Genomic DNA, 25,340 nt, shown 5'->3' with positions numbered 1-25,340 from the left:
TTATTCTCCCCAGGCCGTAATGATCAATCTTCTTTGTCCACCATGGTTGCGGTGCTCGCAAAGGTAAATTCCCTGCCAGGTACCAAGTGCTAATCTGCCATTTCTTATCGGGATAATTACGGAACTACCCAAAAGTGCCGATTTTAAATGGGCTGGCATATCGTCCGATCCCTCGTAGTCATGCTCATAATCAGGATCGTTTTCCTTAACGGTTTTATTAAAGAACATTTCAAAATCCATTCTGACCGTAGGATCAGCATTTTCGTTAATCGTAAGAGAAGCAGAGGTATGCTGTATAAAAACCTGACAAATACCAATGTTAATCTCGTCAATTTGAGGCAAGGCATCCTCAATCTCATCGGTAATAATATGGAATCCCCTTCTACGTTCTCTGAGTGCTAAGGCTTGTTGATATATTTTCATTTGAATTAATTCTCGATGATTTTGATGAAATCCTTTTCACTAGGTAAGACAGTTAAATACTTACTTGCGAAAATTTGTTCATTGTTTTCAGGAAGTGTATATCTTACTACCGATTCACTTTTATCCTGGCAAAGAATAATACCGATGGTTTTATTTTCATCCTCAAGTTTTACTTCTCTGTCAAAATAGTTCACATACATCTGCATCTGACCAATATCCTGATGTTTGAGTTCTCCTATTTTTAAATCGATAAGTACAAAACATTTTAAAATACGGTTGTAGAAAACTAAGTCTATTTTGAAATGTCTTTCTTCAAAAGTTATTCTTTTTTGACGGGCTACAAAGGTGAAACCATTACCGAGTTCTAATAAGAAATGTTCAAGTTTATCAATTAATTTTTGCTCTAAGTCACTTTCTGAATAAAAACTTTGCTCTGGTAGTCCTAGGAATTCCAGTACATAAGGGTCTTTTATTAAATCCTTGTTTTTTTCAATTATTTGTCCTTTTTGGCCAAGTGATCTTATCTCTTCCTTGTTTTTGCTTATTGCCAAACGTGTATATAATGCTGAATCATATTGGCGCTGCAACTCGCGTAAACTCCAATTGTTTTTGATTGATTCTATTTCGTAAAAATTACGTTCGTTTACATTTGTTATTCTCATTAACTTGAGGTAGTGAGACCATGTAAGTTTGAATTCAGCAGACAGTGTCTGCTGAATTTTAGATTTACGAAATACAATGTTGGCAATTTCTTCATTTTTGAATTTATCAGTGGCTGTCTGATTTTTTTCCAATTGCGCAGACACTGTCTGCGCAATTGAATAAGTTAAATAAAACTGGCGCATTTGTTCTAAATTTCTTTTTGAAAAACCTTTGCCAAGTTCAGCAACTAATTTTTCAGAAAGTTCATTTAAAATCTGTTTACCGTATTCTGCTCTTTCTTTCCCCTGTTGCTCTTCTTCAACAATCATTCTGCCAATTTCGAAGTAAGCAGTAGCCATTGTATTATTAATGGTTTGTACTACATTTTGCCTCGCTTGGTTAAGCAATTTAATAACCTTTGTATATAAGTTTTGCTTTTCAATTTGCATTTTTATATTTATCTTATATATTGAAAGAATGTTTTTTCACTTTAAAACTGGTATTGATGATTATTTCAAAAACTCCACATTCCATATTTTTTCTGCTTTTCTGCCAATCAACCAAAAAGAGGTCGCTAATACAGAGAAGAATAAGGCTTTATGCCAACTGTCCCAAAAATATTCAAAATAGCGCGTATAGAGGTTAATAAAGAGAAAGGTAATGCCGAATTCGCGGGCAATATCATCACGGTATTTTAAGCCAAATAAAGTGCTTGCTACACAAATAGCTCCTGAAATCAGCGCCCAATAAAACAAGCTCAGTTGCCTAACCTTGTACCATTCTTCTAAACTGGCAAAATTGCCGAATACAGATAGGGCCCAAAGCGATACAAAAAGGTACACCATTCCGGCAATATAAGTAACCTGAAAGAAATTTTGCGTTTTAGGAAAAGCTTTCATAATGAAAGATGCCGCAGTTAATACTGCGCCGAAAACGACAAAGCGCAAGGGATAATTCATGCCAAGGAAATAATAATTCCATCGGCTTAAATAGCCTGTTTCTGTGCCAAACCAGGCACCTAATGATATCAAGGCAAAAATCCATATTAAACGTGAATTGAAGAGATAACCTAAAGCACCATAAATGAAAACAGATATTAAAATCAGGATGGAAAAATTGCCAGATCCATTATCCAGCACTTTTCCGAAATAAGCAATTGCATTTGCCGTGAGCAAAATAGCAGAAAACACAATGGCTTCATTGCTAAACTTTAAATGTGCCAGCTTCTTCTTCCGCCTGAAACCCAGGATATAAAGCCATCCCGCCAATCCGCCAGAAATGATAGCAATAACGATATTAGGCGTATTGTAAACCCGTTTTAAATAGTCTAAGATTGAATTATCAATAAGGAGCGATCCAAGAGCAATAAAACCACAAGCTAAGGCTACCCAAAAAGCATATTGTGCCAGACGTAACCAATCGAAGTTTTTGGCTTCATAACTTTTACGGAGTTTATCGCCTGTTTCATCATTAATTAAGCCATCATTTTGCCATTGCTCAATCATGTCATCTAGAAACTCACTCTTTTCTCTGTCAACTTTCATAGGTTAGGTTATACACGAAGATATGTTTTTTGACCGGAAGTCAGAAGTCCAAGTTCCTAAAGTGAAAAAACATATTATCTATACATATAGACTTCTGACTTCGGACTAATCTATATAACCTCTTTGATTTTTTTATTGTTCCCAACAATCCAAATTACATCGCCGTTGTCGAACACAAAGTCGGATGAAGGATTCAATATCCGATCAGCACCACGTTCAATACCCACAATTAGTGCCTGTGCTTTTTCGCGGATCCCTGCATTTCTGATACTCATGCCATAAACAGGCGATTCGGCATGAACAATAACCTTTTGCAAGGTCATTTCTTTATTCGGGAAATTATTTTCTTCGGCTGTTTCCGGAGCATCAACTTCTAAAAGTGCCTTAACAGCGGCCAATTGATCATCAGCACCAATCAACAATAGTTTGTCGTTAGGATAAAGCCGCTCGTCTCTGCCTGGCGTTGGGATATTGTTTCTTCCACGTTCGATTAAGGCAATATTTACCCCATATTTTTCCCTGATCATTAATTCGGTAAGCGTTTTTCCTACCACTTCCGATTCAGGTGAAACAGTAAGTTCTGTGAGGTGGGTATCCCAAGGCAAAATGTCAGGTTTTTGATTCTCACGGGCATTTAAATTCAACATGAAACGTCTTTCCAGCTTATCATAAAAAGACTGCAGTTTCCTGGAGAAGATAACCATGCCTAAAATAATCAGGCCTAATGCGATTACAGCTGCAATCCAGGTGTCGAAGAATTCATACATTAAAAATCCTACAAAGAAGATCCCTAAAGCTATTCTGAAAAATTCGATGGCAATTAACGGACCACGGGTATATTTTTTATTCAGCCAAAGGTGAGAATAGGCTGTTCGTTGAATCCTTCGGATAGATAATGCCCATAAAAATGGCGACATTAAAATGAACGAAACCACTACGCTGATGATAATAGAAGTTAAGCTATTGGAAATATTGCTTACAATAAAAGGCTGAACATATCGGTAAGCCAGAAATATGATTGCTATGATGATTACCGAGTGGATAATCGTATTAAAAATATAAGACCTTAATAGAACTTTCCAATCGCTTAACGTGGTAATCCCTTCAGTACTGGAGCTGTATCTTTCTATACCATCAAGCCATTTTTTTGGTAAAACGCGGTTTAAATACTGGTAAAAAGGTTCGGATAGTTTAATCAGGTATGGTGTGGTAAAGGTTGTAATAGCTGCCGCTGCTACAGCGATTGGGTAAAGGAAATCGCTGGTTACTTTAAGGGTTAATCCTAATGAGGCAATGATAAATGAAAACTCACCAATTTGTGCCAAACTCATGCCCGATTGTACCGAAGTTTTTAGCGGCTGACCAGACAATAACGCCCCTAAAATGGTAAATATGATTTTCCCAAAGATGATAACCACGGTAGCCACTAAAATGGGAACAGCGTATTTAACCAGCATCGAAGGATCAATCAGCATACCAACTGAAACAAAGAAAACCGCGGCGAATAAATCTTTTACCGATTTTGTTAAGTGTTCTATTCTTTCGGCCTGCGTAGTTTCGGCTAAAATAGAACCCATAATAAATGCACCTAAAGCCGGAGAAAACCCAACCTTATCGGCCAGTAATACCATCACCAAACACAAACCTAAAGATACCACCAGCATGGTTTCATCATTCATTAATTTTTTGGTTGCTTTAAGAAATGAAGGGATTAAAAATATTCCACCCAAAAACCAAAGCACCAAAAAGAATGCTAGTTTTAAGATAGAATACAGCATTTCTGTACCTGCCGACTGCTGGCTTACGGCCAACGTAGAAAATAATACCAATAACAAGATTGCCACCAGATCTTCAACAATTAAAACCCCGAAAACCAGACCGGCAAACTTTTTATGCTTTAGGCCAAGTTCTTCGAAGGCTTTTATGGTAATCATGGTTGAGGATATGGATAAGATTCCACCTAAAAACAGGCTGTCCATATCTTTCCAGCCCATTGCTTTACCAACCAAGTAACCTGCCAGAATGATAAAAAGGACTTTCACAATCGCGGTGATGGAAGCGGAACCGCCAACTTTAACCAGTTTTTTAAAGCTGAATTCTAAACCAAGGCTGAATAAAAGGAAAATTACACCAATTTCGCCCCAAATGTTAATACTCTTGGTATCGGTAACAGAGGGAAAAAAATCTAAATGAGAACCAACCAATAGGCCAGCCAGTATATAGCCCAGAACGAGGGGCTGTTTAATTTTTTTAAATATAAGAGTGGTTATTCCTGCGGCAGCAAGGATTAATCCTAAATCGGCTATTAAATCGGGTAAATGCATCTATATAAAAAGTAATGTTGTTTAAATAATTTATTTCCAGCTATAATTGATACCTGGCATTTTATAACCCACATTGAAGTGGTTAATAATGAAATTACTTACCAAAAAACATGTTTTGGATAGAGCATCTTAAACAGGCACCAATAATTATGATTTAATCTTTTGATTACAACTTTTGTATTGATGGTTTTGTTCTTTAAAAAAAGGAATAGCCAAAAAGTGATGAGAACAAAAGCACTGGAAGATATTTTTACAATAGAACTGTTAATAAAATCTTTTTGCAGGCTTTCATTATCCTGATTGAAACCAAGATTAAGGTTGATGTTTTTTTTACAGGAAAAGAAACTGATTTTAGTGTTTTTTAATGCGGCATCATTTCCTTGTTTTTGCGATGCGAAGACCGCAAAATTAATGGAGATAGATAGAAAGAAAATGATGTAAAAAACCCTCATTGCCGCTAATATAACGAAAATAAGGCTTTTTTGAAAGGGAAATCTGATTTAAACAGACTTAAATACCCTTTTGACTTAGATTATTAAAATTGAGTTTATAAAATCACTCTCATCTCGAGTTACCGTCATTTCGAGCGGAGTGCAACGAAGTCGAGAAATCTGTTTAGATAGATCTCTCCATTCCACTGCGTTTCAGTCGAGATGACAATCGAGCTGGATACCCTAAAAAAAATCACCTGTTAAAATAATTGAGCGTCGCTTCCTTATCTTTTTGCAATTGAACGGTAAGCGCTTCTAATCCGGTAAATTTTACATCGTGACGTAAGAATTTCAAGAAATTCATCTTGATGTCCTGTCCATAAATTTCCTGGTTAAAATCGAAAATATTAACCTCAATATTTCTGGTCATCCCATTAATGGTTGGACGCTGCCCGATGTAGGCCATGCCTTTATAAGTTTGGAGTTTGGCGTTTTGCGTTTGGAGTTGATCCACCGCTAAGCCCTCAACGCCCAGCGCTGAACCAATCTCAACTGTAACGGCATAAATGCCATCGCCAGGAATCAGTTTATATATTTCTTCTACGAAGATATTGGCGGTAGGGAAACCAATTGTTCGGCCAATTTTATCGCCTTTAATTACCCTTCCGAAAATAGAAAATGGATAACCCAGATAATCATTGGCTAAACTTACATCGCCAGCCAAAAGTGCCTGTCGGATTTTGGTCGAGCTTACTGCAACATCATGAATATCCTGTTCCATAATTTCCTCCACATTAAAGCCATAATGTAAGCCAGCGGCTTTTAAATCATCCAGGTTGCCAGAACGGTCTTTACCGAAACGATGGTCATAACCAATAATAATATGCCTGGTGCCAATGTTGTTTACCAGTATGTTTTTTATGTAATCTTCAGGCAGTTGATTGGAGAAATCTCTGGTAAATGGTGTAATGATTAAATGATCTACCCCTAAACCTTTTAAAATTTCTGCTTTTTCCGTAATTGTGTTAATCATTTTTAGATCCTGGTTTTCAGGATCAATAATCATTCTCGGGTGTGGGAAAAAAGTTAGTATTACGCTTTCTCCTTTATCAGATTTTGCTTTTTCTACCAGTTGTTTGATGATTTTTTGGTGCCCGAAATGTACACCATCAAAAGTGCCAATGGTTACAATGGCATTATCTAATTTCTTAAAATCCGAAAGGTTATTGTATATCTTCAATGGGATGGAAAATTAATGTAAGGCATGGCGTTTAACTACCCCGCCCTTTAAATCGGCAATTTGTTGTTGTATTACAAAGGCATCTGAATCAATCTGCCGGATAGCAGTTTGTAATTTGCTCATTTCTAGTTTGGTAACCACAGTAAAAATAATATCAATATCTTTCTTTTCTCCGTAACCGCCTTCGCCTTTATAAATGGTCACACCTCGTTTCATTTCGTTAATGATAAACCCTTTTATAGCTTCCTGATGTTCTGAAATAATGGTCACACCTGTATATTGTTCTATGCCATTTACGATAAAATCGATGGTACTAGATGCAGATAAGTATGTTAGAATGGCATAAAGCGCAGTTTCGATGTTTAGGAAATAAGCTGCGAATGCAAAAATAATGATGTTTAAAATCAGGATGATATTTCCAACAGTTAAAATGCTGTTTTTACTGATGTAAAGCGCTAAAACTTCTGTACCATCAATTACACAGCCGCCACGCATGGCCAATCCGATTCCTCCACCTAAAAACAAACCGCCAAAAAATGCAATAAGTAATTTATCGTGTGTAATGGGCTGAAAGGGCAATATAATTAGCGCCAGTGAGAGCGTAGCAATGGCGATAGCAGTTTTAATGGCAAAGCCTTTACCAATCTGCCTGTAACCTAAAATAACAAATGGGATATTGATGATAGCAATGAGGTACGATAAATTCCAGCCAGTTAAGGTGCTTAGCAAGAGGGAAATACCAGTAACACCACCGTCAATAAAATGGCTCGGCATTAAAAAGCTTTTTAGGCCAAAACACGCCGAAGTTACACCAGCAATAATTAAAAGAATTTCTTTTACAAACCTGGTGTGCCTGTTTTTGATTCGGTTCATGCTTCTGTTTCAGTTTTAGCTTCTTCTTTTTTACTGCGAATATAATTAACAAGTTCTAATACCTCAAACGCATCTTTTAGTAAAAAGTTTCCGCTTCGGGTACGGGTAAGTTTAGAAAGGTAAGCGCCGTTATTTAAAGTTTTACCAAAATCGGATATTAATGAACGGATATAAGTACCTTTGCTACACACAATCCTGAAATCGATTTCTGGCAGTTCGATCCGTGTAATTTCAAATTCCGGTACACTTACAAAACGTTTCCTTAATTCAACCTCTTCACCCAATCTTGCTTTTACGTATAAACGTTCACCATTTACCTTGACTGCTGAATGTGCAGGCGGATATTGCTCGATATTGCCAATAAATGCTTTACAGGCAGCATAAATTTCTTCTTCGGTAATGTGGCTGATGTCGAAGGTTTCATCAACCTCCGTTTCCATATCAAATGACGGGGTAGTAGCGCCCAAAATCATGGTGCCGGTATATTCTTTCTCTTCAGCCTGAAAAGTGTCTATCTGTTTGGTTAGCTTGCCGGTACAGATAATCAATAAACCTGTAGCAAGTGGATCTAAAGTGCCGGCATGACCAACTTTTAGTTTTAGTGGTTTTAAAGAATTACGTATTTTGCCAACCACATCAAATGAAGTCCATTTGTATGGTTTGTTAATTAAAAGCAATTCGCCTTCAGCAAAATTGAAGTCTTTGAATTTAGAATTTTCGGTACTCACAAATCTTTTTTGCGCAAAGATACGGATTCAATGTGGTTTGCTTAAGTTTTTTTAACCACAGATGTACAAAGATAAACACGGATGATTATTATCTGTATGCATCCTTTTTATCTCCCGAAAATCGGGACAAGTTGTGGTTAAAATATTTACATGAATTATATGATCTGTAAGTTGTGTCCGCTTAATAACAGGATGATAATGATTAAACCAGCAGCAATTCTGTACCAACCAAAGACTTTGAAACCATGTTTGTTCAGGTATCCGATAAAACTTTTAATAGCCAATAGTGCTACCACAAAAGCAATAACGTTACCGATAATTAGAAGATTAGTTTGATCATGGGTAATGGTGTGCCCTTCTTTGTAAAAATCGTACAGTTTTTTCGCGGTTGCAGCAAACATAGTCGGTACCGCAAGGAAAAATGAAAACTCAGCGGCCACTTTTCTGCTTAATTTCTGACTCATCCCACCAACAATAGTTGCTCCCGAGCGCGATACACCTGGTAACATGGCGATACATTGAAAGAATCCAATTTTTAAAGCGGTTAAATAAGTTACCTTTTCTTCTTCCAATACCGTGGGTTTATTAAACCATTTATCAACAAATAAAAGGATGATCCCCCCAATTAGCAGAGAAATGCCTACTGCCATCGGACTTTCCAATAATTCGTCGATTTTTTTGCTTAATAACAGGCCAAATACAGCCGCAGGAATAAAGGCAACAAGCAATTTAATGTAGAAAGTTATTGATTTGAAGAATCTCTTAAAATAGAGTACAACCACCGAAAGTATTGCGCCCAACTGGATGACAATGGTGAAGAGTTTTACAAATGGTTCGGATGCGATGCCCATAAATGATGATGCAATAATCATGTGACCAGTGCTCGATACAGGTAAAAATTCAGTTAATCCTTCAACAATTGCAAGGACAATAGCTTCAAAAGCGTTCATATTTTTAGGAAAGGAAGGAAATAAATAAAACGCTCAATCAATTAATTAAGCGTTTTAATATAATCCTAATAGGATAAATTTATTTTTTTAAGATTGCATAAATACCAAAAGCAAAACCTGCCAATACCACTATCGGAGCCAATAAAGTTCTTCTGAAGTCGTAAATGTCACCAGTAGTGCCCATCATCAAGATAAAACCAACCGCTACAATTGCTATGCTGATTAACAATAACTGATAGTTTTTTTTGGTAAAAACCAATTCGCTTTTAACGTCCTTTACAACCGGACTTGTTTTTTTTTCTGCCATTATCTATAAAGATGATAAGATTTTAAACGTAAATATCTGCTTACTGCAAACCATGTACTAATGCCTGTTATAAAAATACCCACAATTAAAAGGCCTGTAAATACGAAGCCAAATTCCTGGTAGTTATTTAAAATAATAATCTCAGGTACCTCTTTGCGGGCATAAATTAAAGTTGCCAATAAAATAATGATGGCAATAAATGCCGCAATCAGGCCGTGCAAAGCAGCATACAATAAGAAAGGACGTCGAATAAAATTTTTCGTTGCACCAACCAGCTGCATACTTTTAATTAAAAAGCGCTGTGAATAGATTGCTAGTCTTATCGTGTTGTTAATCAGTGCGATAGAAATGATTAATAGCAACGCTGCGAATGCTAAAATAATTAAACCAATAGTATTGATATTTTTGTTTACCATATCAATTAAAGAACTTTGGTAAACCACTTCTTTAACTACAGGATTCTTAGAAATACTTGTTTTTAAGGCATCTATACTTTTATTGTTTGCATATTCTGCTTTTAAATACACATCAAAGGTAGATGTTAGTGGGTTGTAGCCTAGGAAGTTAACGAAATCTTCACCTAAATCCTGTGTTAAATTTCTGGCTGCAAGTTCTTTATTTACATATTGAGTTTGCTTTACCGCCGGGTTAGCATTTAACTCTTTTTGGAAAGCCAAAACATCCGCTTCTTTTGCACCTTCATCAACAATAATGTTCAAAACGATGTTTTCTTTAACGTAGTTAGACAGGTTTTTGGCATGTACAAGTACTAAACCAAGTAGCCCCAGCATCAATAAAACCAATGCAATACTGATTATAGTAGAGATATAAACGGTTTTGGTTTTCTTAGATGCATCACTCACTTCGAATTCTTCCATGTATTTCATTTTTGTTTCTGCGAAAATATAAATTATACCTGATAAACACCAATTAATGATTGTTAAATGAATACTAACGTATGCGATTAGCTTTTAGTTTGAAGATTAAATTCCATGGCAAATCTGATTCTTTTTCGAATGCCGGTACGAAATTTGCTAAAACGGCGTTAATTATGGATATCTTAAAACTAAATTTAACTATGAAAAGACAAATTACAATTCTAAGTTTATTAATGCTTCTTACCTCAACCATTATTTCATGCAAAAAAGATACTACTTCTTTAAAAGCTCAAATGATGGGCCGTTGGACTTTAAATAGGATTGTGACCACAGGTTATACTGACCAAAAACTTAATGGAGACGTTAATTATGGCAAAACCACTGATTATATTGATTATAAATCAAATAATGATGACCAGGTGGAGATAAGTTTATCTGGAAACAGGGCAATTGGTGAGTATGTGATCATTTATTCTGATCAGTTTAGTATGAGTATTAATGATGGTCTTAATTATTGTAAAATAAACAGTCTTACTGCAAACAAATTAGAGTTTACTGCTAAAATTGATAAAACAAACATTACTAAAGTATATTATTTATCAAGATAAAATCTTAATCCCCCGATTATTTGCTTTGCCATTGGTTTTTAGATCAATGGCATATTTTTTTTGCGAAGGTATATTATAGCCATGGTGTCGGTTGTTACCAATTGACACTGAATCGCATAAGCTTCATTTTATTTTCGTGGTGTCAGTTGTTACCAACTGACACTAAAAACACATATTCTAGATATTTCATTATTTTAAGTAACCGATAGTCAGATCGTAACATCTGACTACACAAAAGGTGCCGGGGTTTTACTCTTAACTTCTTCTTATTCTGCATTTCTGCTGGCAAAATAATATCATGAATCTCCTTTTTTAAGCCCCTTAATTTCCGTATTTTCGCCCCTTTAAAAAATTAAAACTTGCAATGGATTACCAATTCAAAGAAATAGAACGGAAGTGGCAGAAATTCTGGGCAGATCATCAAACATTTAAGGCCGAAAGCAATTCTGAAAAACCAAAATACTATGTGTTAGATATGTTTCCTTATCCATCAGGAGCAGGCTTACACGTTGGTCACCCACTGGGTTACATTGCATCAGATATTTTTTCGAGATACAAACGCCTTAAAGGTTTTAACGTATTGCACCCGATGGGATACGATTCTTTCGGATTACCAGCGGAGCAATATGCGATACAGACCGGACAACATCCGGCCATTACTACTGAAGCAAACATTGCAACTTACCGCCGACAGTTGGATCAGATCGGTTTTTCTTTTGATTGGAGCAGGGAAGTACGTACCAGCGAGCCGTCTTATTACAAATGGACGCAGTGGATTTTTATGCAGTTGTTCAACTCGTGGTATAATATTGAGAACGACAGGGCAGAAGATATTACCACCTTGATTGAAAAATTCAACGCATCGGGTACTGCTTATGTAAAATCGGTTTGTGACGAAGATACAAAAGAATTTCTGCCAAGCGACTGGGCAACTTTTACTGATGAAGAGAAACAGATCGAATTGTTAAAATACCGTTTAACTTATCTTCGCGAAAGTACTGTAAACTGGTGTGCAGCTTTAGGTACCGTTTTAGCAAATGATGAAGTAAAAGACGGTTTTTCAGAGCGTGGCGGTTTCCCGGTTGAGCAAAAGAAAATGATGCAGTGGAGTATGCGGATTACTGCTTATTCAGACCGGCTTTTGCAAGGTTTAGATACGATTGACTGGCCAGAGCCAATTAAAGAAATGCAGCGCAACTGGATAGGCAAAAGTGTGGGAGCATCTGTTAAATTTCAGGTAGAAGGAAAAGATAAACAGATTGAAGTGTTTACCACGCGCGTAGATACCATTTTTGGTGTTTCGTATCTAGTATTGGCTCCGGAACACGAATGGGTTGCAAAATTGACGACTCCCGAACAAAAAGAGGACATTGCAAATTATATCGCTTTAACGAAAAAGAAATCGGAATTAGACCGTATGGCTGATACCAAAACCGTATCCGGTGCTTTCACAGGTACTTATGTCATAAATCCGGTAAGTGGTGAGCGCGTTCAATTATGGATTGCTGATTACGTATTGGCTGGTTATGGAACAGGTGCGGTAATGGGTGTGCCAAGTGGCGATCAACGCGATTGGTTATTTGCTAAACACTTTAATTTACCGATTATCCAGATTTTGGACGGGCAAAAAGATATTGATGTGCAGGCAGATCCGACCAAAGAAGGGAAATATATCAACTCTGGTTTTATTAACGGGTTGACTTATAAAGAAGCTGTAGCATTCTTGAATAACTGGTTAGAAGTTGAAAAAGTTGGAAAAGCCAAAGTGAATTTCCGTCAACGCGATGCGATTTTCGGTCGACAGCGTTATTGGGGTGAACCGATTCCTGTTTACTTTAAAGATGGGTTACCATATTTGGTAAATGAAGAAGAATTGCCTTTGTTGCTTCCGGAAATTGATAAATATTTACCGACCGAAACAGGTGAGCCACCATTGGCCAGGGCCGAAAACTGGTTGCCAAAAGATGGCGGGCACTATGAATTAAGCACCATGCCGGGTTGGGCAGGAAGCAGCTGGTACTGGTACCGGTATATGGATGCCAATAATGACGCAGAATTTGCTTCGAAAGAAGCAGTTGAGTATTGGAAGGCTGTCGATTTGTATATCGGTGGTTCTGAACATGCAACTGGTCACTTATTGTACAGCCGTTTCTGGAATAAATTTTTGAAAGATTTAGGTTATACCAAGGAAGAAGAGCCTTTTAAAAAACTGATTAACCAGGGGATGATTCAGGGTAGGAGTAATTTTGTTTATCGTATTAACGACGAGAACGGAAAACCTACCAATACTTATGTTTCTGCCGGTTTAAGAAAAGAATATAAAACTTCAGCTTTACATGTTGATGTAAACATTGTTGAAAACGATGCGTTAGATCTGACGAAATTTAAAGCCTGGAGAGAGGAATATGCCAATGCAGAATTTATTCTTGAGGGTGGAAAATACATTTGTGGTGTTGAGGTAGAAAAAATGTCGAAATCAAAATTCAATGTGGTTAATCCTGATGATTTGATTGAACGTTACGGAGCCGATACTTTGCGCATGTACGAAATGTTCTTAGGTCCGTTAGAGCAAAGTAAACCCTGGAATACCAATGGCATTGAAGGGGTATTTAAGTTCTTGCGTAAATTCTGGCGTTTGTTCCACAACGAAGACTGGACTTTCCATGTAAATGATAATGTACCTACCAAAGCGGAGCTGAAATCGCTGCATAAAATCATTAAAAAAGTACAGGATGATATCGAACGTTTTTCTTTCAATACTTCTGTATCAAGTTTCATGATTGCGGTAAATGAATTAACGGATCTTAAATGTAAAAACCGTCAGATTTTGGAAGATATGGTGATTATTCTTTCGCCTTATGCGCCACATATCTGTGAAGAACTTTGGGTATTGTTAGGTAACGAGGCTGGAACTTTATCCTATACTGCTTTCCCAACATTTAAGCCTGAGTATCTGGTAGAAGATGAGTTTGCTTACCCGGTTTCCATCAACGGTAAAATGAAAATGAACCTGAATTTGAGCTTAACTTTAGCCCAACCAGAAGTAGAAAGTATTTTATTGGCTGATGAGCAATTCCTGAAATTCTTAGATGGGAAACCAACCAAAAAGATCATTTTCGTTAAAGGAAAGATTATTAACGTGGTGGTTTAGAGAGGTAGAAGGCGGAAGGTAATAGGGTGGAGGGTTTTCCTTGCGCTTGCCTAAGCTAGAAATATAAAAAGTTCCGTCATTCCCGCGCAGGCGGGAATCTTAAAGCTATCGGATTGCGATTCCCAATCAAGTTGGGAATGACGCGGCGTTTTAATTCATTGATTATCAGATTAGACTAAAGCGATAAAAAACAAAACCCGGACTACGTTTCGTAATCCGGGTTTTTTATTTCTTTGGGACAGGTCCCAATAGAAAGGTCGTCATCTCGACTGAAACGCAGTGAAATGGAGAGATCTCCTTAGCAGATTTAGCTTCGCTGAGCACTTCGTGGTTCTCGGCTGTGCTCGAAATGACGATTGCACTGATATTAATTTGTAAATAATATACCTATTCAGCTATGTATCGTTCAGGATTTTGTTGCTAAATATAAATTAAACCTTCAGCCTTCCACCTCAAAAGCCTATCTATCTCCTCTTTTTCTGTTTCCACCAAATCTCCTGTTGTTGCTGGCATTACGTGGCTTACCACTCATATTGCCATCACCACTTTTTTTAGCACCGCCGCCGCCTTTAGATTGGGCTTGTGGTTTGCGTTTAACCTGATTTTTGGCTAACATACTTTCCCAGCTTAACGGGTAAGGGTGGTCGTCAACTACTGGCAACGTAATTTTGATCAGTTTCTGGATATCCAATAAGTATTCGTTTTCCTCTGCATCACAGAAAGAAATCGCAATACCGTTTGCACCAGCACGACCGGTACGGCCAATTCTGTGAACGTAAGATTCAGGAATGTTTGGTAACTCAAAATTGAAAACATGTGATAACTGATCAATATCAATACCACGTGCAGCAATATCAGTCGCTACCAAAACACGGATTTTTCTATCTTTAAAATCAGTTAATGCCCTTTGACGGGCATTTTGCGATTTATTACCGTGGATAGCAGCAGCTTTAATACCAGCATGAGCCAAATCCTTAACAATACGGTCTGCACCATGTTTGGTACGGGTAAAAACCAAAGCAGTTTCGATCTTTTTATCTTCAAGAAGATGGATCAATAATTTCTTTTTATCAGGTTTGTCTACAAAATACACCGACTGAACAATTGTTTCGGCAGTAGAAGAAATAGGGGTGACCTCTACTTTTGTCGGACTAGATAAAATCGTATTCGCCAACTTCTGGATTTCATCTGGCATGGTTGCCGAGAAAAATAAAGTCTGACGTTTAGCTGGTAATTTAGCTACTACTTTTTTCACATCGTGAATAAAGCCCATATCGAGCATCCGATCAGCCTCATCCAGTACGAAAAGTTCAATGGTATTTAAGCTAATGAATCCCTGGTTCATTAAGTCTAATAAACGGCCAGGTGTTGCCACTAAAATATCAACGCCTTTTCTTAGGGCTTCGACCTGCGAGTGTTGGTTTACACCCCCAAAAATTACCAGATGACGTAAGTTTAAGTGGCGGCCATAAGCTTTAAAGCTTTCTTCAATCTGAATGGCAAGCTCGCGTGTAGGCGTTAAAACTAAAGCCTTTATGTTTTTAGTTGCTTTGGTGTTGATGTGTTTTTCGTGCAATAACTGCAACATCGGAATAGCAAAGGCAGCAGTTTTTCCGGTACCTGTTTGTGCGCAACCTAATAAATCTTTGCCTTTTAATATTGTTGGAATGGATTGCTCCTGTATTGGTGTTGGTTGTGTATAACCTTCGGTCTCAAGGGCCTTTAAAATGGGCTCAATGAGGTTTAATTCTTTGAATAACATGTATTTTCTGTGTAATATTTATCGAAGAAGCTAGAACAATCATTTGTTGAAGGACTAACTTGCGGAGAGAATATGCCATTCAGAATGGCAAGCCCTTATTCCTGCTTCAGGTGCAAAGATACAAAAAATGTATAAAGAATGTGTTTTTTGATAAATGTAAATCTCAATCATTATGTTGATTACGCGTGTAAGCCTATTATATTACATCATAATCTTTTTAGTTAGTATTTTGTATATATATAATTTGTAGTATAATTATTTTTTATATGTATATTTATTTTAAATAAGTGTATTTTTTACACTAGTTTATATTTATTTGTAAAATACCACTATGTAAATCATAAATAAAGCAACTAACAATCTTACCTAACCAACCTACTTATGAGAAAAAAACTACTCCCTAATAGAAGAAATCACTTCTTCCTGCATCCTCCGTCTTTTAGCGGTGGTAAATCCTTTAAAGCAAGTTAATTAATACACCATCTTAACAGAGACAATAAACTGATGTTGTCTGTTTATCAGATATCAGAAGTATGAGTACGCATTATTAACCTAATCATTATAAACCTATGAAACAAAATCTATTTTGTATCAAGAGGAGTTTTCTTCTCTTGTGTTTGGGGATGCTATTTGCCCTTGGTGCAATGGCCCAATCAAAAATTACTGGTAAAGTTGTTGCCAGTGATGACAAATTACCTGTTATTGGAGCCACAATTAAAATTAAGAATGCCGCCGGAGGTACCACTACTGATGCCAACGGAACTTTCTCTTTGAATGTAAAGCCTACTGATATTTTGGTGATTTCTTTTGTTGGCTACGGGAATAAAGAAGTGGCAGTGGGTAAACAGACCAATATCACTATTATTTTACAGGCTGAGAATAACAATTTAACAGATGTGATTGTAACCGGTTATTCTTCTCAGCGGAAAAAGGATTTAACCGGTGCCGTTGCTGTGGTTAACATGGAACTGTTAAAAGCACAACCCGCTGCAAGTGCGGTAGAGGCCTTGCAAGGTAAAGCAACGGGTGTGCAGATTATAAACGACGGTGCGCCAGGCTCAACACCACAGATCAGAATCAGGGGAATCAGTACCATTAATAACAACGAACCACTTTATGTTATTGATGGCGTTCCTTTTGAAGGTAAATTATCATGGCTTAACCAGAATGATATCGAAAGCCTGCAAGTATTGAAAGATGCGTCTTCGGCATCTATTTATGGCTCAAGGGCAAATAATGGTGTGGTAATCATCACCACTAAAAAAGGGATAGTTGGTGCACCCAAAATCACGCTCGACTCTTATTATGGTACACAGGTTCCCAGAAAAAATAGTTTTCCTGAAATGATGAATCCCCAGCAATATGCACAGTATATATTTGACGGTTATGCCAATGCGGGGCTACCAGTTGCAGCAGGAAAAAATTATGGTTCTGGTTCAACTCCTGTATTGCCAGAATATTTGGTGGCCGGTTTAAGCCTTGGTCAGGATGTTACTGCTGCTGATGCAGATCCTTCTAAATACAACTATAGCCGTGATCCTGATCTTTTTTATCAGATTACAAAAGCAAATAAAGCGGGTACCAACTGGTTTGATGAAATTACTGAAGTCGCGCCTGTTCAAAATTATCAGCTTAGCGCTACAGGAGGTGGAGAAAATGCAACTTATACTTTCTCTGGTGGTTATCTGGATCAGAAAGGAACCATTAAATACACCGGATTTAAGCGGTTCAATTTTAGATCGAACACCAATATTTCAGCATTTAATAAAAGGGTTCGCTTTGGTGAGAATGCGCAATACAGCTATTCAGAAGGCTTTGGTTTGGGTGTAAACCCGAATGTTTCTGGTGATTATCAGGATCAGGGAAGTGCACTGGGCTGGGCATACCGGATCCCTACCATTATTCCGGTTTACGACATTGCCGGAAATTTTGCCGGTAGCCGCGGAAGCCAGCTGGGAAATGCTGAAAATCCTGTTGCTTTTCTGTATCGCGCAAAAGACAATAAGAATAAAAGTAATTTCTTTTTCGGAAACGTTTATGCGGAGGGCGATATCATTCCAGGATTAGTATTAAAAACCAATTTCGGTTTGCGTTATGAAAACTTTAATGGTTTATCTATGCGTTATCCAAACCTGGAATTTTCTGAAGGCAACAATTCGAATAACCTGAACGAATATCAGGGGTATAATACCGAATGGACCTGGACCAACACTTTAAATTATAGTAAAGTATTTAATGAAAAGCATAGGGTAAATGTATTAGTGGGTACTGAAGCCATCAGATCACGATCAAGACAGCTAAATGCCGGAAGAAATGGCTACTTCATTTTAGGCAGTCAGGATTATTACTACCTCAATACAGGTTCATCTAATATCAGTAATTCGAGTTACGGATCAATTGGCTCCCTTTTCTCGCTATTTGCCAAAGCAGATTATTCTTATCATGACCGTTATCTGGCTAGTGTTACCATTCGCCGTGACGGTTCTTCTAACTTCGGCCCTGCAAACAAGTACGGTTATTATCCGGCAGCGAGTGCAGCATGGAGGTTATCGGAAGAAGAATTTATGAAAGATGTTAAATGGATCAGCGATTTAAAATTGAGGGTTGGATATGGCCAAACCGGTAACCAGCGAATACCTCCATATCAATACATCAACAGATACCAGAGTTCTATTGTTAACTCAGCCTATGCTGTTGGCGGAGGCAATGGCCTTACTACCGGTGTGTGGCAAAATGCTTATCAAAATCCGGATGTAAAATGGGAATCGTTAAAAGCCTTAAATGTTGGTCTTGATTTTACGCTAATTGGCGGTGCCATTGACGGATCATTAGACTGGTACAACAAAAAAACTTCCGATATGCTTTATAATTTGCCATTACCATCGAGCGTAGTTGGTTTAGGTAGTTCGCCTTATGTTAATATCGGTGATATGAGCAATAAAGGGGTCGAATTTAATGTTGCTTATCACTACGGAAGAAGCGCAGATAACCCTTTTAAATTTGACATTGGTTTAAATCTCTCCAAAAACGACAATAAAATTGTGAGGTTAGCGCCTGGTATTTTTAATCAGATTTATGGCAATTACAGAAGCTTACAGACCAGTGTTTTGCAGGAAGGTGAGCCTTTCGGATCTTTCTTTGGATACAAAACAGCCGGAATCTATCAAAGTACAGCAGACATTCAAAATAATCCTTCGTACGCAGGCGCAAGGGTTGGCGGTTTGCGTTACCAGGATATCAATGGCGATGGTATAATCGATCCTAAAGACCGTACCATTATCGGCAATCCGAATCCAGATTTTACCTATGGTGTAAATTTAAATGCATCTTACAAAAACTTCGATATTTCCGCTTTCTTATACGGTGTTCAAGGCAATGATTTGTTTGAGGCGACCCGCTATTTTACTGACTTTCCATCTTTTGCCGGTGCTAAAAGTACAAGATTGTTAAACGCCTGGAGTCCGAGTAATTCTTCAAGCCTTACCCCATCTGCTTACGTGGGTGCATCAGATGTTGAACTGGCTTCTTCAAGTTATTATGTTCAGGATGGTAGTTTTTTAAGGTTGAAGAATATACAGATCGGTTATTCAATTCCAACAGCTAAAGCATTCGGGCCAAAATCGGGTATTACCAGAATCAGAGTTTATGTAAGTGCTACTAACCTTTTCACCATTACCAATTACACAGGTCTGGATCCGGAGGTGAGTCAAACCAGAGATGCTTCTTCTTCTGTAGGAAGTTCGGGTCCTCCTGCCGATACTTTTTCGGCACTTGGGGTTGATAAAGGCGTTTATCCTTCGCCACGTCAGTTTTTAATCGGTATTAATGTTGGATTTTAATTAAAAGATATCAAAATGAAACATATAAAATATATTCTTCTTTCCTTATTGATTTGCAGTACGTTTTCCTGCAAAAAGGAGTTTTTAACGCTTCAGCCTCAAGGCGAATTAACAGAAGCCCAGCTTACTACGCAAGATGGGGTAGAAGGTTTGCTGGTAGGGGCCTATGGGTTACTCAATGGCAATGTAAACGGAACTTATGGCAATTATGGCGCAGCACCAAGCCAATGGTTGTTTGGCGAGGTGGCTTCTGATAATGCACACAAAGGGAGTGAGATTGGCGATCAGCCACCAATGAATGCCATTGAGCAACATGCGCCAACCAGTACAAATGATAATTTATCGAATATTTGGGACAGGTGTTTTGAAGGGATCCAACGTTGTAACAATACCCTTAAAATTCTGGCCAACCTCCAGGCCGGACAAGGTACCGCAAAATTTAGCGATGCCCGCGCAAAGGAAATTCAGGGGGAAACCAGATTACTTCGGGCGCACTATTATTTCTTTTTGGTACGGATATTTAAAGTTGTGCCATACATTACAGAAGCCACAAGCGGTACATTTGTTCCGAATGATAAAGATATTTATCCAAATATTGTAGATGATCTTCAGTTTGCTGTTGCCAATTTAAGCACAACTAAACCAAAAAATCAAAAGGGCAGGGTAGATAAATATGCTGCTCAGGCTTATCTTGGAAAGGTATTTTTATATCAAAAAAAATATCCTGAAGCCTACGATTTGTTGAATGCTGTAATTTTGGCAAAACCATCTCTGATTGATATGCCCTATTCCGATAACTTTGATATCACTAAAGAAGACGGACCAGAAACCATTATGTCTGTTCAGCATTCTGTTGGAACAGATGGTACTGGCGGAGATAATGGCAATGTAGGCGATATACTTAACTTTCCTTATGGAAATGCACCTATTAACTGCTGCGGTTTTTTTCAGCCAACTATAGATTTAGCCAATTCATTTAAAGTAAGTGCTGTAGGGTTACCGCTATTGGATGGCAGCTACCGTACTAATCCATATAAATCTGATTATGGGTTAACCGAAGCAGATAAAATAAATTATGCTGTAGACAAGACCTTACCTTTAGATCCAAGAATTGAATCGACAATAGGAAGACGCGGTGTTCCATATCGGGATTGGGGTATAATGCCTGGCGATACCTGGATTCGTGATGCCAGTAATGGCGGTCCTTTTCTGGCTGTTAAGAATACCATTGATGTTGCTCAGATTTCGAGCGGAACTGCACCAGGTACCACCAATGTAACCGGATTAAATGTGAATCTGATCCGTTTAGGCGATGTTTATCTGATGGCGGCAGAATGTGCGGTAGAAAAAGGCGATTTAGCCAGGGCCTTAACGTTGGTAAACGCAGTGAGGGCCAGGGCAGCCAAAATAACGCCCAGAGATATAAACGGTGTGCCGGCTGCGGCTTACAAAGTTAGTGAGTATGTATCGTTCCCAAATGATACTTATGCCAGAAATGCGGTACGTTTTGAACGCAGATTGGAATTGGCAATGGAAGGCCACCGGTTTTTCGATCTTGTGCGTTGGGGCATAGCCAAACAAACCCTTGAGAGCTATTTTGCTTTTGAAGGCGGATACTTTAATTACTTAAAAGGCATCACCATCGAAGCCAGGGACGATTATTTTCCTTTACCTCAGGATCAGATTGATAGAAGTAAAGGCACACTCAAACAGAGTCCGGGATATTAGGATACTGATATAAATAAAATACATGGGTGGAGTAATGGTATTAAATACTGGTATGCCCATTCATGTATTTTTACTTAATTAATCTTTAATTCAGGCTAAAATCAAAAGTCATTTTTCGTGGCTGCTGTTGTTGCATTTCTTGATTTAGCTTATCTGCCATAAGATTAAATTCTATGTTGTTGATCACTTCATTGTTGGCTAACCACACCAGGTTCTGGTAGTTTTCTTCAAGGGTACAACTGAAATTTATTTGCCCATATTTATTAAGTAAAAATGTATTCCTTGTTACTTTTAGCACCTCAATAAAAGCGTTAACTTCTGCTTTGGATGGTTTGTTCTGTAAAAATTCGATAGCTTCTACATTGCCATATTTCACTAAATAAAAGGTCCGTTTATAAGTGAGTAAAAACAAAATAAAGAGTATCAGCGATATTCCAAAATAGAACAAGTATACTGAGCTATCAACGCCTTCTCCAGTATGTCTTAACAAGTATAATAATACGGAAACCAAGCCCAGTAATGTTGATGAAAATAGCAGTCCATAAATGCCCTTGTTATCTTTATAAATTCTTGTGCCAACATTTTCGTATGCTAATAGGTACTCTCCCGAACGGAGCAGGCTCTTATGTTTTACCTGAAGTCCTTTTTCGGTAATTAAAAATGATTTATACCTTAACCTTAAGTCTTTTTGTATAATTGATTCATTCATATTTATTAGATTGCATCGACTCCCAACTCAAAACGCTTAACGCCAAACTATTTCTCCTCCTTAAATCTGCTGAAAACCAAAAGCGCGATTAAACACAGCCCGAAACCTACCACGCCATTTAACCTTAATCCATAATCATTGCCCGGATCTTTGCCGTAAATGGTAAGCATGGCGAAAATGGCAATACCCAGGGTTTGTCCGAGTTTTACAAAAAGGTATTTGACAGCAAAAAACATTCCTTCGTGGTTTTCACCTGTTTCTAAAGTATCTCTTTGGGCGATATCAGCCAGAATAGCCGTAGGTAAAATGCCTAGAGCAGCTAATGGAAACGATGCCGATAATACCAAAATATAAATCTGTGTATGCGGGCCAAAGGGTAATTTGCCTAAAAAGAAAATGGTGACAAAGATTAAGCACAACACGCCAAAGGCAAGCAATACAAAAGGTTTTTTGCCTATTTTAGCCGAACCAAAATTAACCAGCGGATAAAATAACAAAGAAGCCAAAACCATGGCGCCCATAAATTTCCCGCCTTCCGATTCCGGCAGGCCCAATAAAACGGTACAGAAAAATAATAAACCGCTCGAAATAATGCTCAATGCCGTGTAAAAAGCAAAATCAGATATCAGGTAATATTTAAAATTGCTGTTTTTAAAGGTGCTCTTAATTGCTGGCCATAAAGGCACATGAGTAGGTTTCGCAACCGAGAATTCCTTTTCGTTGATGAAGAAAATAGGCAATAACATCACCAGTCCGGATAAGATACACAAACCCCAAATTGCGATCTGGATGGCTTCGCTGCGGTTGGCTACATGAAAATGAGTCTCAACCAGATCGGCAAAGTTGTTGGTGCAAGCCGATAAAATGATTCCGATTACAAAACCAACCTGCTGATAACTGGAAAGCTTAACTTTTTGTCTTGGTGTGTTGGTTACTTCTGCCAACAGCGCGTTATAAGGAATAATATAGGTAGTAACCGATACAAAAAATAAACAAAGTGTGACGGTTAGCCACCAGGCATTGTGCAGGCTCTCCGTTTTTTGGATGGGGTAGAAAACCAGTCCGCAGAAAAGCATGGCCGGAATAATGGCCCATTTCATAAAAGGCATCCTGCGACCGTTTTTATTGGTACTCGCATCGCTCTTTGAGGCTATGAAAGGATCGTAAATGGCATCTACCAGCCTGCCTGATGCAGCAATAATAGAAAGGATATTAAACGCACCCAACAAAACAAGCTGTGGCACCAAAGGTGGTAAGCCAGCATTACTTGGGGGCAGATAGAAATAGGGAAGCATTACGATGATGATGTTTGTCATCGTGCTCCAACCAATCATACCGGCAGCGTAAGCAATTTCTTGTTTTAAGGAGAGTGTTTTGTTCATTAATTATTTAAAATTATTTTATGTTTAGCAGATTTATTTTACTACGGTTTGCCTTAAATCATAAACCCGACAGCAGCGGAAATACTTTTTGTAGCTCCTTCGACAGGCTTAGGATGACAACAACAAAAAGATTGTAGCGTATGGCGGGACTATCGAAACCGACCAGCACTGCAATTGCTTTTCAAATTAAAACTATTTTTTATTAAACCACCTGCTTACAAAATAAATCGCCAGAAAGCCTGCAAAAATATATAATCCGTTCAGCGCCGCATTCGGATCATCGGCATAAATGCTAAAGGCCACGAAAGTATAAGCCGCAATAAATATAATAGGCAATATAGGATATAAAGGAACAGTATAGATAGTTTTTTTATCAAGATTTGCTGTTCTTTTTCGAAGGATGAAAATTGTGGCAGCCGAACTGGCCATACTGATGCTCTCTAAGAAAATGGTATAGTTTAAAATCTTATCGAAGGTTTTGGCATAGAAAATAATCACCACTGCAATCAAGGTGAAAACCGTTAAGCTAATCGTAATTACCTCGGTTTTTCTGTTCATCCTGCTGAATATTTTTGGCAGTGCACCTTCTTCGCCCATGGCAAACATCGCCCTGGGGTTGCTTAACAGATTTACATTTACATAACCCATTACAGAGAAAAATATAATTACCGAAAGTGCGTTAAATCCTGCCGGGCCAAAGATTTTTGAGGCCAATATCGCGGCTATACTTTCTGCCGATTTTAATGCTTCGAAACCGATTACCTTTACATACACATAGTTGATGGCCAGGTAGAGCATTACAATAATGGTTAAGCCAATAATGATAGCACGTGGGATCACTTTTTTGGCTTCTTTCACTTCGCCACCAAAGTTGATGGTTTGTGCATAACCTGCATAAGAAAAAGAAACGGCAATTAAGCATAGGCCTAAAGCTTTTCCATAATCAGACCAGGTTGGCAAAGCGCCAGCTGCTGTTTTAAAAATTGGTGTAACTGTTTGCGTTTGTCCGCCAAAAAATACTGCGCAAATCAGCATTAAAATCATTCCGATTTTAACTACCGTTAATACATTTTGCGTTTTAGAACTTGCTTTCAAACCGAAAAGGTTAATGAAATAGAATGTTAAGATCGTAATAATGGCAATGGCTACCCGATAAGTTTCTGTTTGCTTGTCAACCGGTAAAATAATTTTACTCAGGTATTCTGCCCCAATAATTGAGATTGCTGCTACAGAAGCTGCGCTCGAAATAATCACGATACAATTAATGGCAAATGCAATGGATGGGTGATAAGCGGAAGAAAATATTTTATAATACCCGCCCGTTACCGGAAAACGAGAGCCAATTTCTGCATAAGTTAATGCACCGCAAAAGGCTACAAAACCACCGATAAACCAGGCCAGGTAAAACAGTTCGGGAATCTGGGCCTTAGCTGCTACGTTTACAGGTGTGCGGAAAACGCCCATCCCAATAACCAAACTCACCACAATCATAGATAAATCGAAGAGCGAAAGCTGTTTCTTTTGTTGCATTAAATAGAATTTTGAATATGGGATGAAGATAGGGAAATTATGGAAGATGTAAGAGGGAAGAGGGGGATTGACTTATGGTCTTTTGGTTCATGATTGATAGCTTAAGGGGTTATCAATAATTGCCTATAAAAACCATGAACCATCAGCCGCTAGGCTATTGACTATTAGCCATGAACTGAACTATTAACCATAAAACCATGAAGTATCTGCAATCGCCCTGCTATCTGGCCATCGTCCATCTTACCTAATACCTCTTCCATCTTTTTGTGGAAATTTTATTTTGCGAGCCTC

19 protein-coding genes are annotated in these 25,340 nt (G+C 38.0%); 4 read left to right on the top strand and 15 right to left on the bottom strand.

What is annotated here, in order from left to right; all coding sequences use genetic code 11:
• From FFJ24_RS16925 to FFJ24_RS16875, 11 genes are all read right to left on the bottom strand, one after another.
• A complete protein-coding gene (locus FFJ24_RS16925; protein WP_138818325.1) occupies window positions 1-423 on the bottom strand; it encodes a secondary thiamine-phosphate synthase enzyme YjbQ in 423 nt (140 codons plus the stop codon).
• A 5-nt stretch (window positions 424-428) separates the two neighbouring features.
• Window positions 429-1,514, bottom strand: a complete 1,086-nt coding sequence (locus FFJ24_RS16920; RefSeq protein WP_138818324.1) for a YhcG family protein — start codon at window positions 1,512-1,514, stop codon at window positions 429-431.
• Window positions 1,515-1,574: 60 nt separating this feature from the next.
• Entirely contained in the window at window positions 1,575-2,609 is a 1,035-nt protein-coding gene (locus tag FFJ24_RS16915; RefSeq protein WP_138818323.1) for a DUF2157 domain-containing protein, read from the bottom strand.
• Window positions 2,610-2,719: 110 nt separating this feature from the next.
• The gene (locus FFJ24_RS16910) at window positions 2,720-4,933 is read right to left on the bottom strand and encodes a cation:proton antiporter (RefSeq protein ID WP_138818322.1); all 2,214 of its coding nucleotides are present in this window, start codon (window positions 4,931-4,933) and stop codon (window positions 2,720-2,722) included.
• 98 nt (window positions 4,934-5,031) lie between these two features.
• Entirely contained in the window at window positions 5,032-5,385 is a 354-nt protein-coding gene (locus tag FFJ24_RS16905; RefSeq protein WP_138818321.1) for a hypothetical protein, read from the bottom strand.
• 232 nt (window positions 5,386-5,617) lie between these two features.
• On the bottom strand, window positions 5,618-6,604 hold the full coding sequence (locus FFJ24_RS16900) for a bifunctional riboflavin kinase/FAD synthetase (RefSeq protein ID WP_138818320.1): 987 nt from the start codon (window positions 6,602-6,604) through the stop codon (window positions 5,618-5,620).
• A gap of 12 nt (window positions 6,605-6,616) precedes the next feature.
• Window positions 6,617-7,477 (bottom strand): YitT family protein, encoded by an 861-nt coding sequence (locus tag FFJ24_RS16895; protein ID WP_138818319.1) that lies wholly within the window; start codon window positions 7,475-7,477, stop codon window positions 6,617-6,619.
• Window positions 7,474-8,205 (bottom strand): tRNA pseudouridine(55) synthase TruB, encoded by a 732-nt coding sequence (gene truB / locus FFJ24_RS16890; RefSeq protein WP_138818318.1) that lies wholly within the window; start codon window positions 8,203-8,205, stop codon window positions 7,474-7,476. The genes FFJ24_RS16895 and truB overlap by 4 nt, the downstream gene beginning before the upstream one ends.
• 155 nt (window positions 8,206-8,360) lie before the next feature.
• A complete protein-coding gene (locus FFJ24_RS16885; RefSeq protein ID WP_138818317.1) occupies window positions 8,361-9,155 on the bottom strand; it encodes an undecaprenyl-diphosphate phosphatase in 795 nt (264 codons plus the stop codon).
• A gap of 79 nt (window positions 9,156-9,234) precedes the next feature.
• Entirely contained in the window at window positions 9,235-9,462 is a 228-nt protein-coding gene (locus FFJ24_RS16880; protein WP_138818316.1) for a DUF3098 domain-containing protein, read from the bottom strand.
• Window positions 9,462-10,340 (bottom strand): ABC transporter permease, encoded by an 879-nt coding sequence (locus tag FFJ24_RS16875; RefSeq protein ID WP_138818315.1) that lies wholly within the window; start codon window positions 10,338-10,340, stop codon window positions 9,462-9,464. Before FFJ24_RS16875 ends, FFJ24_RS16880 begins: the two co-directional genes overlap by 1 nt.
• Window positions 10,341-10,420: 80 nt before the next feature.
• Here FFJ24_RS16875 and FFJ24_RS16870 point away from each other — a divergent pair, with 80 nt between their 5' ends.
• On the top strand, window positions 10,421-10,948 hold the full coding sequence (locus FFJ24_RS16870; RefSeq protein WP_145315347.1) for a hypothetical protein: 528 nt from the start codon (window positions 10,421-10,423) through the stop codon (window positions 10,946-10,948).
• Window positions 10,949-11,312: 364 nt separating this feature from the next.
• Window positions 11,313-14,099, top strand: coding sequence for a leucine--tRNA ligase (gene leuS / locus FFJ24_RS16865; RefSeq protein ID WP_138818313.1), 2,787 nt, complete (start codon window positions 11,313-11,315; stop codon window positions 14,097-14,099).
• A 460-nt stretch (window positions 14,100-14,559) separates the two neighbouring features.
• On the opposite strand, the gene FFJ24_RS16860 is transcribed toward leuS, so the two are convergent.
• A complete protein-coding gene (locus tag FFJ24_RS16860) occupies window positions 14,560-15,861 on the bottom strand; it encodes a DEAD/DEAH box helicase (protein ID WP_138818312.1) in 1,302 nt (433 codons plus the stop codon).
• A gap of 569 nt (window positions 15,862-16,430) precedes the next feature.
• Here FFJ24_RS16860 and FFJ24_RS16855 point away from each other — a divergent pair.
• Window positions 16,431-19,700 carry a TonB-dependent receptor gene (locus tag FFJ24_RS16855; protein WP_138818311.1) on the top strand — a complete coding sequence of 1,090 codons (3,270 nt, stop codon included), beginning with the start codon at window positions 16,431-16,433 and terminating at the stop codon, window positions 19,698-19,700.
• Window positions 19,701-19,715: 15 nt separating this feature from the next.
• Window positions 19,716-21,428: a RagB/SusD family nutrient uptake outer membrane protein gene (locus FFJ24_RS16850; RefSeq protein WP_138818310.1), complete on the top strand. Its 1,713-nt coding sequence runs from the start codon at window positions 19,716-19,718 to the stop codon at window positions 21,426-21,428.
• A gap of 85 nt (window positions 21,429-21,513) precedes the next feature.
• Here FFJ24_RS16850 and FFJ24_RS16845 read toward each other — a convergent pair whose 3' ends face one another.
• From FFJ24_RS16845 to FFJ24_RS16835, 3 genes are all read right to left on the bottom strand, one after another.
• The gene (locus tag FFJ24_RS16845) at window positions 21,514-22,137 is read right to left on the bottom strand and encodes a hypothetical protein (RefSeq protein ID WP_138818309.1); all 624 of its coding nucleotides are present in this window, start codon (window positions 22,135-22,137) and stop codon (window positions 21,514-21,516) included.
• A 47-nt stretch (window positions 22,138-22,184) separates the two neighbouring features.
• Entirely contained in the window at window positions 22,185-23,519 is a 1,335-nt protein-coding gene (locus FFJ24_RS16840) for an MFS transporter (RefSeq protein WP_138818308.1), read from the bottom strand.
• Between the two features lie 192 nt (window positions 23,520-23,711).
• The gene (locus FFJ24_RS16835; protein ID WP_138818307.1) at window positions 23,712-25,049 is read right to left on the bottom strand and encodes an APC family permease; all 1,338 of its coding nucleotides are present in this window, start codon (window positions 25,047-25,049) and stop codon (window positions 23,712-23,714) included.
• Window positions 25,050-25,340: the final 291 nt, after the last annotated feature.

The organism is Pedobacter sp. KBS0701, assembly GCF_005938645.2.
GTDB lineage: Bacteria > Bacteroidota > Bacteroidia > Sphingobacteriales > Sphingobacteriaceae > Pedobacter.
This window is presented reverse-complemented; position numbering and strand designations above follow the sequence as displayed.